The organism is Alcanivorax hongdengensis A-11-3, assembly GCF_000300995.1.
In the GTDB taxonomy this organism is placed as follows: Bacteria; Pseudomonadota; Gammaproteobacteria; order Pseudomonadales; family Alcanivoracaceae; genus Alcanivorax; species Alcanivorax hongdengensis.
Genome location: NZ_AMRJ01000008.1, coordinates 76,305 through 92,440, shown reverse-complemented (window position 1 = coordinate 92,440; position 16,136 = coordinate 76,305). Strand labels below are relative to the sequence as shown.

The following is a 16,136-nucleotide window of genomic DNA, read 5'->3' as shown; positions in this document are numbered from 1 at the left end:
TTCAAATCAGCAGGGAAGGACGGGGCCATGGTTAGGCGAGGGTTACTGGCGATCTGCCTGGTGGTGTTTGCCGCACCGCTGCAGGCGGACTTCTTTCACGATTACATGATTGACCCGGAAGACGGCCAGCTGGATGCCAGCCGTTATCTGTCCGAGGTGCCGGCCGGTTTCCTGCCGGTGCCCATGGTCATTACCGAGCCGGCGGTGGGTTATGGTTTCGGCATGGCCGGTATCTTCTTCCATGAATCCGAAGAGCAGAAAAAGCAGCGGGTCAGCGGCAACAGCCCGGCCATTCTGCCCAACAACATCAGTGTGCTGGGGCTGGGCACCACGGAAAACGGCAGCAAGGCCCTGGCCGCCGGGCACATGGGGTTCTGGATGGATGACCGGGTTCGCTATCGCGGTTTTGTGCTCTACCCGGACCTGAATCTGGACTTCTATTCCCTCGGGGGCTTTGATCTGAGAAAGCCGGTGGAGCTGAACCTGCAAGGCCCGCTGGATATTCAGGAGCTCAAGTTCCGCCTGGGTGACAGCCGCTGGATGCTGGGTATCCGCCAGAGTTATCGGCAGGTGAAACTGGATCTGGCGAAGGACATCGCACTGCCCAACCCGGCCCTGAATAATGCGGTGAATACCTTTCTGGACAACAACATCGGCGAGACGGTGCGTACCTCCGGTGCCGGTTTGCTGGCGGAATACGATTCGCGCGACAACCCGCTATCGCCCCAGTCCGGGCTCTATTATGCCGCCAATTACGTGTGGTATGGCGACAGCATTGGCAGTGATGTGAATTTCGGCAGTTACACCCTGGAAGGCCTCAACTACTGGAACGTGAACCAGCACGTCAACATTGCCCTGCGCCTGCAATATGACGGCATCGACGCTGGCGATGCCTCCCGTCTGCCGCCTTATGTGCTGCCCTATATCGACATGCGCGGCATTCCCGCCGTGCGGTACCAGGGCAAGGCGGTGGCCACCGCCGAGGTGGAAGCGACCTGGAAGGCCAGCCTGCGCTGGCGGTTCAATGCTTTCGGTGGTGGCGGCCGGGCGGCACAGAGTCTGAATGCGCTGTCAGAGGCCGAGGTGGCCAACAGCTACGGGGCGGGTTTTCGCTATCTGGTGGCGCGGCGCTATGGCATGACCATGGGGCTGGATGTGGCTCGCGGGCCGGAAGATACCGCCTGGTATATCCAGGCGGGGTCCAGCTGGTAGGGCGTATCAGTCGTCGTTGCGGTCCATGTTGCGCGAGGCCGTGCGGGCGTCTTCCAGGGCGGCAAACTGCTCGGAGATCAGTGAGCCCACTTCCTGGTTGACCTTGCGGATGGTGTCGTACACCAGGCCGATGGTCTTGCGTTGCTTGTCTTTCAGGCTGGCGGCCTGTTCCTCGAACAGGCCCAGTTTTTCCAGCGCATCGAAGGGCAGGCCGGCAATGTGCTGGTGTACGTCCTCGACGCTGGTGGCGCCATCGTCGATGGCTTCCTGAATCATATCCTTGAGCAGTTCAATCCTTTCTGCGGCTTTCATAATCGGCCTGTATTCTGTGGTGGGGAGATGGCTGCCAATGTAGCCAATTATGTTGTGGGCAGCCAGAGCCTGTTAACGTGGGTCGGATAACCGGCATTTCAAGCGAAGGAGCAAAGCAAATCATGGGTAAAGGCCGACTGGAAGCCTTCAGTGATGGCGTGATTGCCATTCTGATCACCATCATGGTGCTGGAAATGAAAGTGCCCCACGGGCATGCGCTGGAGGCGCTGTTGCCGGTGCTGCCGGTCTTCCTCAGCTATGTGCTGAGTTTCATTTATCTGGGGATCTACTGGAACAACCATCACCACATGCTGCACACGGTGGAGCGGGTCTCCGGCCCCATGCTGTGGGCCAACCTGCATCTGCTGTTCTGGCTGTCGCTGATTCCCTTTGCCACCGGCTGGATGGGAGAGAACCATTTCACGCCGGTGCCCACGGCCCTGTACGGGCTGGTGCTGTTCATGGCGGCGCTGGCCTACAACCTGCTGGAATGGATGATCATCCGCGCCCAGGGCCAGGAATCGGTGCTGCGCCGGGCCGTGGCCGGCCAAGCCTGGAAGGAAAAGGTCTCGGTGGTCTGTTATCTGGCGGGGATCATCGGCGCCTTCTGGCTGCCGGCGTTGTCACTGGGGCTGTATGTGCTGGTGGCGCTGCTGTGGTTGATCCCGGATCGCCGTATCGAGCGCACTCTGCAGGAGGGGTAGGGCCCCGGGAGAGAAAGACAGGGGCCGCCCACGAGGGCGTGGGCGGCCTTGCCGGGCGTCAGGTCAGCCGTGAATCAGCATGCCCAGGCCCAGGGTGGCAAAGAAGCCGAAGGTGTAGGCCACCGCCAGGAACGGGAAGTAGCGCAGGTAACTGCTGAAGGTCAGCGGCTCGACCTTGCTCATGGCCACCACGCCAGCGGCGGAGCCGATGATCAGCAGGGAGCCACCGACCCCCACGGTGAAGGTCAGCGTCAGCCATTCCGGCAGGCTCATGTCGATGCCGGAGTTCAGCAGGGCGGCGGTCAGCGGCACGTTATCAAACAGTGAGGAGACCATGCCGACCACATAGTTGGCAGCCACCGGCGGCATGATGTCGTACAGTTTCGGGAAGTAGGCCAGGATGCCCAGCTGCTTGAGCATGCCCACCAGCAGCAGTACGCCCAGGAAGAACAGCAGGGTGTCGAACTCGATCTTGCGGATGTAATCCAGGATCGGCTCGTCCTTGTTCATGAACTGTACCACCATGAACATCAGCGACAGGCCGAACAGGAAGCACAGCACCGGCGGGATGCTGAAGAACACATTGGCCAGGATGGTGCCGATGATGGTGGAGAAGAACAGGATGGCGATGACCTTGTCACCGCGGGTAATCGGCGTGTTGTCCTTCTGGATCACCACCTCGCCCTTGAGGCCGAACGACAGCGCCACCGCCAGCACCGCCACGGCGCAGGCCGCCGGCACGCTGAGCATCAGCAGATCGACGATTTCCACCTTGTCGGCCAGGAAGATCATCAGGGTGGTCACGTCACCGGTAATCAGGGCGGTACCGCCGGAGTTCACCGCGAAGACCACCAGCACCACGTAGCGCAGCAGCTTCTTGGGCGGCAGGCGCAGGTTGGCCAGCACCGCGATGCAGACCAGGGTGGCAGTGATGTTGTCAGCCATGGATGAGAACAGGAAGGCGAACAGGCCGGTCATCAGCATCAGCTTGCGCTCGGTAATGCGCTCGGGCAGCAGGCGATTGACCAGGGCATCAATGATGCCCTTGCTGGACAGGTAGGCCACGAAGGTCATGGCGGCCATCAGGAACAGCCATAGGGTGGCGATATCCAGCAGGTTTTCGTTCAGGCTTTCCATCAGCTGGTCCTGGGACAGGCCGCCGGGAGGCGCCACAAAGAAAAGAACCCAGGCAAAGGACCCGAAAAAGAGGGTGGTTTTGGCCTTGTCGATATGGACAAGGTCTTCGACGACGATGGACACAAAGCCCAGCGCCACCAGTATCAGAAGCACGGTAGTCATTAAAGGCGGCCTATGGAGTGGGTGAACGCGCGGGCATTTTACTCCGAATGACGTTCAGGTCCATGCTAGACAAAGTGTTAATGTCAAATTTCGTGCCTGAATGGTACGAATTCGCCTGGACAGGCCGCCTGGACCGTGGTCTGGCGCTATTCTACGCGCTGATCCTGTTGCTGGCGGCGTGCGACACGGTCCAGCTGGAGGCCAATGACACGAATGACCTGTTCAAATGGCCAGGCCCACTTGCGCTTGAACCAGTAACCCAGGCGGATATCCGGGGAGGTGTAGATCAGGTAGCGATTATGTTTCAGCCCCTTGAGAATCGCGTTGGCCGCCTGTTGCGGGGTAACGGCGTGGCGCTGAAAACGTTGTTTGAGTTTTTCGACTTCCGGGGTGTGCTGGTCGATACCGACGATCTGTATAGTCTGCACCAGCCCGGTATTCACCGCGCCCGGGCAGACCAGGCTGACATGGATGCGGTGGCGGCGCAGGTCATAGCGCATGGCTTCGCTAATGCCGCGTACGGCGAATTTGCTGGCGTTATAGCCGGCATGCCAGGGTAGTCCGAACAGGCCGGCGGCGGAGGATACGGTAAGCACATGCCCGCCCCGCCCTGCGGCGACCATGGTGGGTAGAAAGCTTTCCAGTACGTGGATGGGGCCCATCAGGTTGACCTCCACCAGTGATCGCCAATGCTGATGCTCGAGTTTGTCCACCGGGCCCCAGATGGCAATGCCGGCAATATTCATCAGCACGTCCATGCTGCCATGGTGGGCGTGAATTTGTTCGGCAAAGGCCCGTACCGCGTGATAATCGGTAATATCCAACGCCTGGCTGACTTCCACGGTTGCGCCCTGGTCGGCCAGCTGAGAGGCCGTTTCGTCAAGGGCCTGTTGGTTGATGTCGGTCAGAAACAGGCGCGCGCCATGAGCACCGGCGGCCAGGGCTACTGCCCGACCGATGCCGCTGGCGGCGCCGGTGATGACGCATTTCTTGTTGTGCAAGTCGGTCATGGTCGGGCCCTGTTTTTTGTGACACTGGTTGGTGAGGATGCTGTTATCCTGCGGTTCCCGCAGGCTGGTGTCTGTGTCCCGTCGGGCCAAAAGTGTGGTACCCGTGGAGGGCGGCCGTGCTTTACGTCAGGATGAGAGCTTCTTCAGCGAGGGCACGATCATGGATGCATCACAGGATTATTTGCAGCCGCCGGGGGGCTGGCTGATGACGCAGACCGAGCGGTTGCCGGCGCCCCCACCGGCTCGGCGAGGCGTACTGTTTCGTTCCGTATCCGGAGTGGCACGATGGTTTGGGCGGCAGGAATTGCCGAGGGTCTTTCCGGTCTTCAATATCAACCGTCGTCTGTTCTGGCCCTGGTTGCTGTTTGCCTCTCAGATGATGCCCTTTGGTCGTTTGCCGGCGCCACTTAGGGAAATGCTGATACTGCGTACCGGCTGGTTGTGTCGCAGCCGCTATGAATGGGGGCAGCATGTGGAGATCGCGTTGCGAGTAGGGGTCACCCATGAACAGATTGTGGCGCTGGCCACTGCGCCGCATTCCTTGCCGGAGCCGGCCACGGCGGTGGCGCTGCAAGCCTGTGAGGAACTGTGTCAGCAGCAATTGATCAGTGAAACGACCTGGCAGACGCTCAGTGAGTACTTCAAGCCTCGGGAACTGGTGGAAATCATCTTGCTGGTGGGGCATTACCAGATGGTGGCGGGTTTGCTGATCAACAGTGGAGTACAGTTGGAGCCTTCAATAGAAAACGCACTGGATGCGTTTAACCAGCGGGCGGAGGCGTTGGCCGGGAACCCGAGAGAGTCATTATCATGAGTGAAACCGCGTATCCGGTTTACGGTGCCTGCCAGTGCGGCCAGGTCCGTTACCGGCTGCTGGCGGCGCCCAGGATGGTGGTGGCCTGCCACTGCCGTGAGTGCCAGAAGCTGTCCACCAGCGCGTTCAGTATTACCGCCGTGGTGGCGGCGGACGATCTCATCTTCGAGGGCACGCTCCGTCACTGGGAGCGAACCGCGGACAGCGGCAACATCAACGCGGCGGCATTCTGCCCCGATTGCGGCAACCGCATTTACCATTACGACCCGGCGCAGCCGGACATTATCAAGCTCAAGCCCAGTAACCTGGATGACACCCGCCTGATCCAGCCCCAGGCCCATGTCTGGGTGAGCGAGAAGCAGGCCTGGTTCGAGATCCCGGAGGGGGTACCGCAGTTCGACCGGCAGCCCTGAACGGTATAAAGACTAGCCGTGTTCGCCCTGGCACTGGCTGTGGTCGCTGAGCACCTCGATAATGCGGCAGTGGGCCACATCGCCGCCGGCGCAACCTTCGATCATGCGGTCCAGCTCCTCGCGCAGGGTCAGTAACGACTCAATGCGTGCCTGCACCGCCTCCCGGTGACGACGGGCCAGGGCGTCCACGGCGGCACAGTCGCGCTGCTGCTGGTCGGACAGTGCCAGCAGCTCGCGGATGGCCTCGATGGAAAAGCCCAGATCCCGGGAATGGCGAATAAAATGCAGCCGTTCCCGGTGACGGGGCGCGTAGCGCCGCTGATTGCCGCCGGTGCGCTCCGGCTCCGGCATCAGGCCGATTTTCTCGTAATAGCGAATGGTCTCCACCTTGCACCCGGTGGTCTGCGCCAGTTCTCCGATCGACAGCATGGCATGCCCCACTTGAACCTGTAGTGACTACAGATGTTGCACTGGTCACTGTCGGGCCTCAAGGCCGGCTTGACCCTGTAGTGGCTACAGGGCGGTTAATGCACCTGAATGCTGATGACGGAATCGCACCATGCACATGCACGCTCACTCCCATGATCACGGTCACGATCATGGCCATCACCACGCCCCGCAGGATTTCGGCCGGGCCTTTCTGATCGCCATCGTCCTGAATGTGGGCTTTACCGCCATTGAATTCATTTACGGCTTCATGGCCAATTCCTCGGCGTTGATGGCCGATGCCGGTCACAACCTGTCCGATGTGCTGGGCCTGGTGCTGGCCTGGGGCGGGGCCCTGCTGGCCAAACGCCAGCCGGACAGCCGCTTTACCTACGGCCTGCGCAGCAGTTCCATTCTGGCGGCGCTGGCCAATGCCATGTTCCTGATGTTTGCCTGTGGCGTGATCGGCTGGGACGCGGTCAACAGCCTGCTGCACCCGCCGCAGGTAGCCACCGACACGGTGATGGTGGTGGCGGCCATCGGTATCGTCATCAACGGGCTGTCCGCCTGGCTGTTCGTCAAGGGCAGCAAGGACGACCTGAATATCCGCGGTGCCTTTTTGCATCTGGCCGCCGATGCGGCGGTGTCCCTGGGCGTGGTGATCGCCGGGGCGGTGATCATGGTGACCGGCTGGAACTGGCTGGACCCGGTAGTCAGCCTGCTGATCGTGCTGGTGATCGTCTACGGTACCTGGGGGCTGCTGCGCGACTCCATGAAACTGGCCCTCAATGCGGTGCCCAGCCATATCGACCTGCCGGCGGTGGCTCGCTACCTGCGTGAACAGGATGGCGTGCAGGACATCCACGACCTGCACATCTGGGCCATGAGCACCACCGAAAGCGCCCTGACCGTGCGGCTGATCATGCCGGCGGGCTACCCCGGTGACGCCTACATGGACCAGCTGGCGGCGGGGCTGAAAGAGACCTTCCGTATTGATCACAGCACCCTGCAGATAGCCCAGGGCGACAGCGAGCATGTCTGCACCCTGCACGCCCGGCACGAGCATTGATGAGTCGTCGATCAAGGAGAGCCCATGGCCTGTTGTGAACCGGAACTGAAAGAGTCCGCCCCGCCGTCCTATCGCCGGGCGTTGGTGGGGGTCTTGCTGATCAACCTGCTGATGTTCGTGGTGGAAATCAGTGTCGGCTGGCTGTCCGGCTCCCGGGCCCTGCGCGCCGATGCGCTGGATTTTTTGGGCGACACCGCCACCTATGGTCTAACCCTCTGGGCGCTGGGCCAGTCCCAGGCCTGGCGGTTGCGGGCGGCGCGAATCAAGGGCGGGTCATTGCTGGTGATGGGGCTGCTGGTACTGGCCGACAGTGTGAGGGCGGTACTGGGCGATGCGGTGCCGCCGGGGCCGCTGATCAGTGGCATCGGCGCCCTGGCGCTGGTTGCCAATCTCACCAGTCTCGGCTTGCTGGTGCGCTATCGCCACGGCGATGCCAATATCCGTTCGGTCTGGCTGTGTTCGCGCAATGATGCCGTCGCCAACCTGGCGGTGATCGCCGCCGGGGCTCTGGTGCTGGTCAGCGGCAGCCGCTGGCCGGACGTGCTGGTGGCCTTCGCCATTGCCGGCCTGTTCACCCACAGTGCCGTGGCCATTCTGCGCCAGGCCCGCCGTGAGCAACCGGCCACGTCTTCCTGCTGCGGGGGGCAATGATCTGCTAGTCTCGCGCTTTACCGTGTTGGATATCGTTGTTTATGCCTTTCAGTCAGGATGATCTGCGCGCCCTGGTGGAGCGCACCATGCCATTCGGCAAGTATCAGGGCCGGGTGCTGGCGGACCTGCCCGAGCCCTACCTGCTGTGGTTTGCCGACAAGGGCTTCCCGAAAGGGGAGCTGGGCCGGTTAATGGCCCTGATGTTGATGCTGAAAATGGACGGCACCGACGGTCTGCTCAAACCGTTACGTCAATAATCTCGCTGGCGGGTTATGCTGGTGGCTCAGTCTTGATTCAGGGGAACAACATGCTGGAACCGGTTGCCGACAATATCTGGGCCGTGGCTACGCCCCATGCCTTCATGGGGTTGCATGTGGGCACACGCATGACGGTGGTGAAACTGAGCGGCGGGGGGCTGCTGCTGCACTCGCCGGTGCCGGTGGATGATGCCCTGGCGGCTCAGCTGGCCGAGCTTGGCGAGGTCACCCATATTGTCTGCCCCAATCTGTTTCACCACGTGTTTGCCGGCCAGGTGGCCGAGCGCTATCCCCGGGCCCTGCTGCATGGGCCGGCCAAACTGGCGCGTAAGCGATCGGACCTGAGTTTTGGGGCCATTCTCACCGATGCGCCTCATCCGGATTGGGAGCAGGACTTCGAACTGCTGACCATTGATGGCTCTCTGCTCAACGAGACGGTGTTCTACCATCGCCCCAGCCACACCCTGATCGCCGCCGACCTGATCGAGAACTTTCACCAGTGCGACCACGGCTTCACCCGCTGGTACCTGAAGTTGGGCGGCTTGCTGGGCAAGCCCGGCTGGCACCCGATCCTGCGCCTTGTCTACGTCAATCGCCGCAAGGCCCGCGCCAGCCTGGAGCAACTGCTGCAGTGGCCGTTCGAGCGGCTGGTGCTGGCCCATGGTGAGGTGATCGGCGCGGATGCCCGTCAGCATGTCATCGAGGGCATGGCCTGGCTACGCAAGCGCTGATTGCCCCGGCAAAGCCATATTTCTTGCAACTTTTCCCGTTACGCTGGGTGCTGCCGATAACATAACGGGATCACCTGGGATGAAGAACTGGATGCGCCGCCGCCCGAAAACGGCGGTGACGGTAACGCTTTGTGTGCTGTTGTTGCTGCTGGCCGGCTGGCGCTGGCTGGGCGGCAGTGAGCCCGCCCAGCAATGGAAAACCGCCACCGTCACGCGTACCGACATTGAAAGCGTGGTGACCGCGCTGGGCACCCTGGAGCCCAGCGACTACGTGGACGTGGGTGCCCAGGTGTCCGGCCAGCTCACGCACCTGTATGTGGATGTGGGGGACACGGTCAAGCAGGGCCAGTTGCTGGCACAGATCGATGCCTCGGTCCAGCAGGCGCGGGTGGATGCCGGCCTGGCGGAGCTGGAGGCCCTGCGTGCCCAGCTGCAACAGCAGCAGGCCGAGTTGCAGCTGGCGCAATTGCAGTTCCAGCGTCAGCAGCGTCTGCGCCAGGCCGATGCCACCAGTGAGGATGCCTTCCAGAGCGCCCGTTCTTCGCTGGCGGTGACCCGGGCACAGATCCTGGTGCTCAAGGCACAGATCAAGCAGAAACAGTCCACCGTGGATGGTGACCAGGCGACCCTGGGCTACGCCAAGATCTATGCCCCCCGCGACGGCACCGTGGTGACCCTGGATGCCCGCGAAGGCCAGACCCTCAATGCCAACCAGACCGCGCCGGTGCTGATGCGCATTGCCGACCTGTCCAGCATGCTGGTGTCCGCCCAGGTGTCCGAGGCGGACGTGGATAGCCTCAGCGAAGGCATGCCGGTGTATTTCTCCACCCTGGGCAACAGCAAGGTGCGCTACGACAGCACCCTGGAACAGATTCTGCCGACCCCGGAAGAAGTGAATAACGTGGTGCTCTATACCGCTCGCTTCCGGGTGGCCAACCCCGAGGGGCGGCTCATGTCCGGCATGACCGCCCAGGTTTTTTTCGTCGAAGAGGCGGCCCGGGATGCGCTGGCGGTGCCGGTGACGGCGGTCAAAGACGGCCCGGATGGGCCGCGGGTGCAGGTGCTTGGCAACAAGGGCCAGCCACACTGGCAAGCGGTGACCAAGGGCGTGACCAACCGCGTGCTGGTGGCTGTCACCGGCCTTGAGGAAGGCCAGACAGTGGTAACCGGCAAGGTCAGCCAGGCCCCGGCGCAGACCGAAGATCGTCGCCGCCGGGGATTGTTCTGATGGCGGAACCACTGATCCGGCTGGAGGGCATTCGCAAGAGCTACCCGGCCGGCGATACCCCGGTGGAAGTGCTACACGGCCTGACCCTGACCATCGAGGCCGGCGAGTTCGTGGCCATCATGGGCAGCTCCGGGTCCGGCAAGTCCACCCTGATGCATATCCTCGGCTGCCTGGACCGGCCCTCCGAGGGCCGCTATTGGCTGGCGGGGCGGGACGTGGGGGCGCTGGACCATCAGGCGCTGGCCTGGCTGCGCCGGGAAATGTTCGGCTTCGTATTCCAGAGCTATCACCTGATCGGCACCGCCAATGCCTGGGAAAACGTGGCCCTGCCGGCCATCTACGCGGGCCTGTCCCGGGACCAGCGTCAGCAGCGTGCCGAGCAGTTGCTAACTGATCTGGGGTTGGCGGACCGGCTCGGTCATCGGCCCAATCAATTATCCGGCGGGCAGCAACAGCGGGTCTCCATTGCCCGGGCGCTGATGAACGGCGGCCGGGTGATCCTGGCGGACGAACCCACCGGTGCCCTGGACAGTGTCAGTGGCAAGGCGGTGATGGCCCAGCTGGCCGACCTGGCGGCCCGGGGCCATACCGTGATCCTGATTACCCACGATGCGGAGGTGGCTGGCCACGCCGATCGCATCATCGAATTGCGCGATGGCGAGATCATCGGTGACCGTCGCCAGCGCCCGGCGCGTGACCACCGGCCGATGCCGACCCTGACGCCGCCGCGCGAGTCCGCCCTGCCGGACGCGGCGGAAGTGCGCGAGTCGGTAGTCATGGCCCTGCGCTCATTGCGGGCCAACTGGCTGCGCACCCTGCTGACCCTGCTGGGTATCGTCATCGGCGTCAGCGCCGTGGTGGCCATGCTGGCCATTGGCCAGGGCGCCAAGCACGACGTGGTGACCCGCATCGGCGACATGGGCACCAACCTGCTCACCGTGCGCCCGGACCGGGGGCGTCGCCACAGCGCCGATGGCGTCACCGCCACCCTGGTGCCCGACGATGCCATTGCCCTGGCCAAGCTGGAGCACGTCAAGGCCGCGGTGCCGGAAATCGCCAACAGTGTCACCGCCCGCGCCAACGGCAAGGATGCCAGCACCACGGTCCGTGGCGTCAGCGCGGACTTTCCGTTACTGAAAGACTGGCAGCCGGTCAGCGGCCAGTTCTTCAACCGGCACGATGCGCTCAGTTATGCGCCGGTGGCGGTGATCGGCCAGACCGTGCAGCAGAGCCTGTTTGCCGACAGCGACCCGCTGGGCCAGTTCATCCTGCTCAACAATGTGCCTTTTCAGGTGATCGGCGTGATGGATGCCCAGGGCGCCACCGGCTGGGGCGATGACCAGGACGACGCGGTCTTCGTGCCGCTGACTACCGGCCAGTTACGCCTGTTCGGGCAGAGTTTCCTGCGCTCTATCACCATCGCCGTGGATGACACCGCCAACATGGACCAGGTGGAAAACGACGCCACCGACCTGTTGCAACAGCGCCATGGCGAGCAGGATTACCGGGTGTTCAACATGGCCTCCCTGCTGGATGCAGTATCCGCCACCCAGAACACCCTGACCATGCTGCTTGGCTCCATTGCCGCCATCTCGCTGCTGGTGGGCGGGATTGGCGTGATGAACATCATGCTGGTGAGCGTCACCGAACGGATTCACGAGATCGGTATTCGCATGGCCACCGGCGCCCGCCAGCGCAATATTCTCCAGCAGTTTCTCACCGAAGCGGTGGTGGTGTCGGCGCTGGGTGGCATCATCGGCGTCTTGCTGGGCGTGGCGGTGGGGCTGCTGCTGCAACTGTTCGGCATGCCCATTCTGTTTTCCGTGCCGGTCATGATCGCGGCCTTCCTGTGTGCGGCGGTGATCGGGCTGGTGTTCGGTTTCGCCCCGGCCCTCAAGGCCGCCCGACTCAACCCGGTGGAGGCGCTGAGCAATGAATAGAGTGATCCTCGCGGTCTGCATGCTGGTGCTGGGCGGTTGTGCCGTGCGCTCCGGGCTGGAGACCCCGCAGCCGTCACTGCCAGCGCAATGGCTCAATCAGGAAAGCGCCAGCGCTGCTATGGTGGCGCAGCCGCAATGGTGGCGGCAGTTTCACAGTGACACCCTCGATGGGCTGGTGCGCAAAGCCCTCAACGCCAACACCGACCTGCTGGCCGCCACCGCCCGGGTGGACCAGGCCCAGGCGCAACTGCAACAGGCCGGCGCCTCCCTGTTTCCGTCCCTGGGGCTGAGCGGTTCCGGCTCGCGCAGTGGCGTGGTCGGTGAGGGCGGCAGCAATAGCTATGCCATCAATGCCAACGCCAGCTACGAAGTGGACCTGTGGGGCAAGTTGCGCGGCAGCCGTGATGCCGCTGAAGCGACCCTGCAGGCCAGCGCCTTCAGCCGCGACACGGTGCAGCTGACGGTGGTGGCCAGCGTGGTCAACACCTACCTGCAGGTCTGCTACCTGACCGATAACCTGGCGCTGGCCAGGGACAATCTGGCCCTGGCCGAAAAGGTGCTCGCGGTGGTACAGGCCAAGGCGCAATACGGCGCCGTGTCCCGCCAGGACCTGGCCCAGCAGAAAACCGTGGTGGCCAATCAGCGGGCCCGACTTCCGGCGCTGCGCCAGCAACTGCTGGAAAGCCGCTATGCGCTGGCGGTGCTGGTCGGCGAGATGCCCCAGCAGTTCAACCTGACCGCCGAATCGCTGGCCGACCTGGCCCTGCCCACGGTGCAGGCCGGTCTGCCGGACCAGGTACTGGCCCGGCGCCCGGATGTGGCCGCTGCCCTGGCCACGCTGATGGCCGCCGATGCCCGGGTGGCGGTGGCGCGGGCGGATTACTGGCCGTCCATTACCCTTACCGGCAGTGCCGGTTATGGCAGCAGTGCCCTGTCTGAACTGCTCAGTGGCGATGCCCTTTACAGCCTGGGCCTGTCGCTGGGCGAAACGCTGTTTGATGGCGGCGCCCGGCGAGCGCGCACCGATCAGGCCCGCGCCGCCTGGCGCGAACAGGTGGCCAGCTACACGGGCACCCTGCTCACCGCCCTGCAGGAGGTGGACCAGTCGCTGGCGGCGATCCAGTCCCTGTCAGCCCAGACCGGCTACCGGCAGGAAGCCCTCAGTGAGGCGGAGAAGGCGTTCACCGTGGCCCAGGTGCGCTACCGGGAAGGGGAAACCGAAATCACCGATATGCTGAGTGTACAGAGCCAGCTCAACAGCGCCCGCCAGAACAGCCTGGATCTGGTGCTCAGCCAGTATCAGGCCCGCGTCACCCTCTATCGGGTACTAGGGCAGGGCAGTGAGCCGGGCTCGCTGGCCGCCGATTCCTGACGCGGCGGCGGTACGGGGCTATCATGGCGCCATGCTGCCGCTGGTTTATCACCCCGAATACAGTTTTCCCTTCCCCGGCGCCCACCGCTTTCCGATGGAAAAGTTCGGGCGCCTGCACGGCTACCTGCGTGGCCAGGGCATTGCCACCGCCGACAATACTTTCCGTCCCGGCCGGGCTCGCCCGGCGTTGCTGGGCCGCGTGCATTGCCCGGACTATGTCAGTGCGGTGCTGGAAAACCGGCTTGATGACCGGGCCCGTCGGCGCATGGGCCTGCCGTGGAGTGAGGCCCTGGTCAAGCGTACCTGTATTGCCCCGATGGGCACGCTGCTGACCGCGCAGCTGGCGCTCAAGCAGGGGCTGGCCTGCCACCTGGCCGGCGGCACCCACCATGCCTATCGGGATTTCGGTTCCGGTTTTTGTCTGTTCAACGACCTGGCTTTTGCCGCTCGCCTGTTGCTTGATAGCGCGGCGGTGGACCGGTTGCTGATCTTTGACTGCGATGTCCATCAGGGCGATGGCACCGCCGCCATGCTGGCCGATGAGCCGCGGGCCTTTACCTGCTCGATCCATTGCGAAAAGAATTTTCCAGTGCGTAAACAGAACAGTGATCTGGATGTGGGCTTGCCGCCGGGGATGACCGATGGCGACTACCTGGCCACGGTGTTTGAAACCCTCGACGGTTTGCTGGATCGCGTTGAGCCACAATTGGTGCTTTATGATGCCGGCGTGGATATCTACGCCGGTGACCCGCTGGGGCGTTTGCAGATCAGTGAGGCGGGCATCGCCGAGCGGGATGGCGGCGTGCTGCAGCGCTGCCGCCAGCGAGGCGTTCCGGTAGCCACGGTGATCGGCGGTGGCTACGATGATGACCGGGAGGCCCTGGCCCGGCGCCACGCTCTGGTGGTGGAACAGGCTGCTCGCCTGCAGCAAACACAACCTGACACGGAGTTTCCATGTCCAAAGCCCTGTTGATCATGGCCCACGGCAGCCGCAGTGACACCGCCAATGATGAATTCCGTGCGCTGGTGGAAACCGTGGCGCAAAACAGCCATGACTATGTGGCGGTGTTGCCCTGTTTTCTGGAGCTGGCCTTTCCATCCCTGCTGGAAGCACTGCAACAGCTGGAGCACCAGCCGGTGGACACGGTGCAGCTCTACCCGCTGTTCTTCAACAAGGGCAAGCATGTGGGCCGTGATATCCCTGCCCAGATGGACCAAGCCCGGCAACGCTACCCGCACCTGAGCCTGCAAACGCTGACCTATTTCGGCAATGCCGAGGGGTTGGCGCCACTGGTGTTGCAGCATATCCGCTCACAGGAGCGAGGTGACTGACCATGCCCGTCACGGACGACGGCGATACCCCGACAGTCAGTGAGCGTGATATTGATGCGCTGTTCCGGCGCGAATCGCGGCGGGTGCTGGCGACCCTGATTCGTCTGCTGGGCGATTTTGACCTGGCCGAAGATGCCCTGCAGGACGCCTTCATGGCCGCCCTGCGCCAGTGGCCGACGGAGGGCGTGCCGGCCAGTCCTCGTGCCTGGCTGGTGTCCGCCGGCCGTTTCAAGGCCATTGACCAGCTGCGCCGCCGGGCCCGTTTCGATCGGGCCCAGGACGAGATTGCCGCGCAGCTGGAAGGCAGCGCGGATGACCCGGCATTGCTGGCCGATGATGCCATCGGTGACGATCGCCTGCGGTTGATCTTTACCTGCTGTCACCCGGCCCTGGCCCGTGAGGCCCAGGTGGCGCTGACCCTGCGCGAGGTCTGTGGCCTGACCACCGAGGAAATCGCCCGTGCCTTTCTGAGCAAACCGGCCACCCTGGCCCAGCGTATCGTGCGCGCCAAACAGAAAATCCGTAGCGCCGGCATTCCCTACGACGTGCCCGGCGAGCGGGAACTGGGCGAGCGGCTGGCGGCGGTGTTGCAGGTGATTTATCTGGTTTTCAACGAAGGCTACCTGTCCGCCGGGGATCAGCAGGTGCTGCGCCATGACCTGGCGGAAGAAGCCATCCGCCTGGCCGAGTTGCTGGTGCGGTTGCTGCCCGAACCTGAAGCCTGTGGTCTGCTGGCGTTGATGTTGCTGCATCATTCGCGTCGGCACACGCGCCTCAGTGACAGTGGCGAGCTGATTTTGCTGGAACAGCAAGACCGTCGCCGCTGGGACCGCCAGGAAATCGCCCGGGGCGATGCGCTGGTGCGCCGGGCCCTGCTGAGCCAGCGCTTTGGCCCCTATACCCTGCAGGCCGCCATCGCCGCCGTGCATGCGCTGGCGCCGGACAGCGAGTCCACCGACTGGGCGGAAATCGTCGGCCTTTATGATCTGCTCTACCGGCAGATGCCGTCGGCGGTGGTGGCCCTTAACCGGGCGGTGGCGGTGGCCATGCGTGACGGGCCCGGGGCCGGACTCGAGCTGGTGGAAGCCCTGCTGACCGAGGGCGAGCTGGGCGACTATCACCTGGCCCATGCCGCTCGGGCGGATCTTTGCCGGAGACTGGGGCTGGTCGATCAGGCCCGTGATGCTTACCAGCGGGCGCTGACCGGGACGCAGCAACCGGCGGAGCGGCGCTTTCTGGAAAAACGGCTGGCGGAACTGGCGGAAAAATAAAGGGTGGCGCCTGTCGAAAACCCGCACCGCCCGACGACAAGAAGTGAATGTCCCCCTTTCACAAGGAGCTTGTCATGACTCTCAAACAGGATGAA

At 63.4% G+C, this 16,136-nt stretch carries 18 protein-coding genes; 14 read left to right on the top strand and 4 right to left on the bottom strand.

What is annotated here, in order from left to right; genetic code table 11:
* Nucleotides 1-27 precede the first annotated feature (27 nt).
* The gene (locus A11A3_RS07225) at nucleotides 28-1,212 is read left to right on the top strand and encodes a BamA/TamA family outer membrane protein (protein WP_040296877.1); all 1,185 of its coding nucleotides are present in this window, start codon (nucleotides 28-30) and stop codon (nucleotides 1,210-1,212) included.
* A gap of 6 nt (nucleotides 1,213-1,218) precedes the next feature.
* Here A11A3_RS07225 and A11A3_RS07220 read toward each other — a convergent pair whose 3' ends face one another.
* Entirely contained in the window at nucleotides 1,219-1,524 is a 306-nt protein-coding gene (locus tag A11A3_RS07220) for a hypothetical protein (RefSeq protein WP_008928621.1), read from the bottom strand.
* A gap of 122 nt (nucleotides 1,525-1,646) precedes the next feature.
* On the opposite strand from A11A3_RS07220, the gene A11A3_RS07215 reads away from it, so the two are divergent.
* Entirely contained in the window at nucleotides 1,647-2,228 is a 582-nt protein-coding gene (locus tag A11A3_RS07215; protein ID WP_008928620.1) for a TMEM175 family protein, read from the top strand.
* Between the two features lie 63 nt (nucleotides 2,229-2,291).
* Here A11A3_RS07215 and nhaD read toward each other — a convergent pair whose 3' ends face one another.
* Both nhaD and A11A3_RS07205 read right to left on the bottom strand, forming a co-directional pair.
* The gene (nhaD, locus tag A11A3_RS07210) at nucleotides 2,292-3,527 is read right to left on the bottom strand and encodes a sodium:proton antiporter NhaD (RefSeq protein ID WP_008928619.1); all 1,236 of its coding nucleotides are present in this window, start codon (nucleotides 3,525-3,527) and stop codon (nucleotides 2,292-2,294) included.
* Between the two features lie 146 nt (nucleotides 3,528-3,673).
* Nucleotides 3,674-4,537, bottom strand: a complete 864-nt coding sequence (locus A11A3_RS07205) for an SDR family oxidoreductase (protein WP_040296887.1) — start codon at nucleotides 4,535-4,537, stop codon at nucleotides 3,674-3,676.
* Between the two features lie 160 nt (nucleotides 4,538-4,697).
* Between A11A3_RS07205 and A11A3_RS07200 the strand changes: the two genes are divergently transcribed.
* Nucleotides 4,698-5,351 (top strand): carboxymuconolactone decarboxylase family protein, encoded by a 654-nt coding sequence (locus A11A3_RS07200; protein WP_237738837.1) that lies wholly within the window; start codon nucleotides 4,698-4,700, stop codon nucleotides 5,349-5,351.
* Nucleotides 5,348-5,764 (top strand): GFA family protein, encoded by a 417-nt coding sequence (locus tag A11A3_RS07195; RefSeq protein WP_008928616.1) that lies wholly within the window; start codon nucleotides 5,348-5,350, stop codon nucleotides 5,762-5,764. Before A11A3_RS07200 ends, A11A3_RS07195 begins: the two co-directional genes overlap by 4 nt.
* 12 nt (nucleotides 5,765-5,776) lie before the next feature.
* Here the strand turns inward: A11A3_RS07195 and A11A3_RS07190 are convergent, their stop codons facing one another.
* Complete coding sequence (locus A11A3_RS07190; protein WP_008928615.1) at nucleotides 5,777-6,193, bottom strand: MerR family transcriptional regulator; 417 nt, start codon at nucleotides 6,191-6,193, stop codon at nucleotides 5,777-5,779.
* A gap of 130 nt (nucleotides 6,194-6,323) precedes the next feature.
* Between A11A3_RS07190 and A11A3_RS07185 the strand changes: the two genes are divergently transcribed.
* From A11A3_RS07185 to A11A3_RS07140, 10 genes are all read left to right on the top strand, one after another.
* Complete coding sequence (locus A11A3_RS07185; RefSeq protein WP_008928614.1) at nucleotides 6,324-7,259, top strand: cation diffusion facilitator family transporter; 936 nt, start codon at nucleotides 6,324-6,326, stop codon at nucleotides 7,257-7,259.
* A gap of 24 nt (nucleotides 7,260-7,283) precedes the next feature.
* Nucleotides 7,284-7,910: a cation efflux transmembrane domain-containing protein gene (locus A11A3_RS07180; RefSeq protein WP_008928613.1), complete on the top strand. Its 627-nt coding sequence runs from the start codon at nucleotides 7,284-7,286 to the stop codon at nucleotides 7,908-7,910.
* A gap of 41 nt (nucleotides 7,911-7,951) precedes the next feature.
* On the top strand, nucleotides 7,952-8,167 hold the full coding sequence (locus tag A11A3_RS07175; RefSeq protein ID WP_008928612.1) for a DUF3820 family protein: 216 nt from the start codon (nucleotides 7,952-7,954) through the stop codon (nucleotides 8,165-8,167).
* 50 nt (nucleotides 8,168-8,217) lie between these two features.
* Nucleotides 8,218-8,898, top strand: coding sequence for a DUF4336 domain-containing protein (locus A11A3_RS07170; RefSeq protein ID WP_008928611.1), 681 nt, complete (start codon nucleotides 8,218-8,220; stop codon nucleotides 8,896-8,898).
* Nucleotides 8,899-8,977: 79 nt separating this feature from the next.
* The gene (locus tag A11A3_RS07165) at nucleotides 8,978-10,126 is read left to right on the top strand and encodes an efflux RND transporter periplasmic adaptor subunit (protein ID WP_008928610.1); all 1,149 of its coding nucleotides are present in this window, start codon (nucleotides 8,978-8,980) and stop codon (nucleotides 10,124-10,126) included.
* The gene (locus A11A3_RS07160; protein WP_008928609.1) at nucleotides 10,126-12,066 is read left to right on the top strand and encodes a MacB family efflux pump subunit; all 1,941 of its coding nucleotides are present in this window, start codon (nucleotides 10,126-10,128) and stop codon (nucleotides 12,064-12,066) included. Before A11A3_RS07165 ends, A11A3_RS07160 begins: the two co-directional genes overlap by 1 nt.
* Nucleotides 12,059-13,438, top strand: a complete 1,380-nt coding sequence (locus A11A3_RS07155; RefSeq protein WP_040296876.1) for an efflux transporter outer membrane subunit — start codon at nucleotides 12,059-12,061, stop codon at nucleotides 13,436-13,438. Before A11A3_RS07160 ends, A11A3_RS07155 begins: the two co-directional genes overlap by 8 nt.
* Entirely contained in the window at nucleotides 13,407-14,411 is a 1,005-nt protein-coding gene (locus A11A3_RS07150) for a histone deacetylase family protein (protein ID WP_306377326.1), read from the top strand. The genes A11A3_RS07155 and A11A3_RS07150 overlap by 32 nt, the downstream gene beginning before the upstream one ends.
* Entirely contained in the window at nucleotides 14,393-14,770 is a 378-nt protein-coding gene (locus A11A3_RS07145) for a sirohydrochlorin chelatase (protein WP_008928606.1), read from the top strand. Before A11A3_RS07150 ends, A11A3_RS07145 begins: the two co-directional genes overlap by 19 nt.
* 2 nt (nucleotides 14,771-14,772) lie before the next feature.
* Nucleotides 14,773-16,041: an RNA polymerase sigma factor gene (locus tag A11A3_RS07140; protein ID WP_008928605.1), complete on the top strand. Its 1,269-nt coding sequence runs from the start codon at nucleotides 14,773-14,775 to the stop codon at nucleotides 16,039-16,041.
* Nucleotides 16,042-16,136: the final 95 nt, after the last annotated feature.

Excerpts from the sequence above, each read along its gene's own strand:
- A11A3_RS07225 (WP_040296877.1), top strand. The coding sequence starts at position 28 with ATGGTTAGGCGAGGGTTACTGGCGATCTGCCTGGTGGTGTTTGCCGCA.
- A11A3_RS07220 (WP_008928621.1), bottom strand. The coding sequence starts at position 1,524 with ATGAAAGCCGCAGAAAGGATTGAACTGCTCAAGGATATGATTCAGGAA.
- A11A3_RS07215 (WP_008928620.1), top strand. The coding sequence starts at position 1,647 with ATGGGTAAAGGCCGACTGGAAGCCTTCAGTGATGGCGTGATTGCCATT.
- nhaD (WP_008928619.1), bottom strand. The coding sequence starts at position 3,527 with ATGACTACCGTGCTTCTGATACTGGTGGCGCTGGGCTTTGTGTCCATC.
- A11A3_RS07205 (WP_040296887.1), bottom strand. The coding sequence starts at position 4,537 with ATGACCGACTTGCACAACAAGAAATGCGTCATCACCGGCGCCGCCAGC.
- A11A3_RS07200 (WP_237738837.1), top strand. The coding sequence starts at position 4,698 with ATGGATGCATCACAGGATTATTTGCAGCCGCCGGGGGGCTGGCTGATG.
- A11A3_RS07195 (WP_008928616.1), top strand. The coding sequence starts at position 5,348 with ATGAGTGAAACCGCGTATCCGGTTTACGGTGCCTGCCAGTGCGGCCAG.
- A11A3_RS07190 (WP_008928615.1), bottom strand. The coding sequence starts at position 6,193 with ATGCTGTCGATCGGAGAACTGGCGCAGACCACCGGGTGCAAGGTGGAG.
- A11A3_RS07185 (WP_008928614.1), top strand. The coding sequence starts at position 6,324 with ATGCACATGCACGCTCACTCCCATGATCACGGTCACGATCATGGCCAT.
- A11A3_RS07180 (WP_008928613.1), top strand. The coding sequence starts at position 7,284 with ATGGCCTGTTGTGAACCGGAACTGAAAGAGTCCGCCCCGCCGTCCTAT.
- A11A3_RS07175 (WP_008928612.1), top strand. The coding sequence starts at position 7,952 with ATGCCTTTCAGTCAGGATGATCTGCGCGCCCTGGTGGAGCGCACCATG.
- A11A3_RS07170 (WP_008928611.1), top strand. The coding sequence starts at position 8,218 with ATGCTGGAACCGGTTGCCGACAATATCTGGGCCGTGGCTACGCCCCAT.
- A11A3_RS07165 (WP_008928610.1), top strand. The coding sequence starts at position 8,978 with ATGAAGAACTGGATGCGCCGCCGCCCGAAAACGGCGGTGACGGTAACG.
- A11A3_RS07160 (WP_008928609.1), top strand. The coding sequence starts at position 10,126 with ATGGCGGAACCACTGATCCGGCTGGAGGGCATTCGCAAGAGCTACCCG.
- A11A3_RS07155 (WP_040296876.1), top strand. The coding sequence starts at position 12,059 with ATGAATAGAGTGATCCTCGCGGTCTGCATGCTGGTGCTGGGCGGTTGT.
- A11A3_RS07145 (WP_008928606.1), top strand. The coding sequence starts at position 14,393 with ATGTCCAAAGCCCTGTTGATCATGGCCCACGGCAGCCGCAGTGACACC.
- A11A3_RS07140 (WP_008928605.1), top strand. The coding sequence starts at position 14,773 with ATGCCCGTCACGGACGACGGCGATACCCCGACAGTCAGTGAGCGTGAT.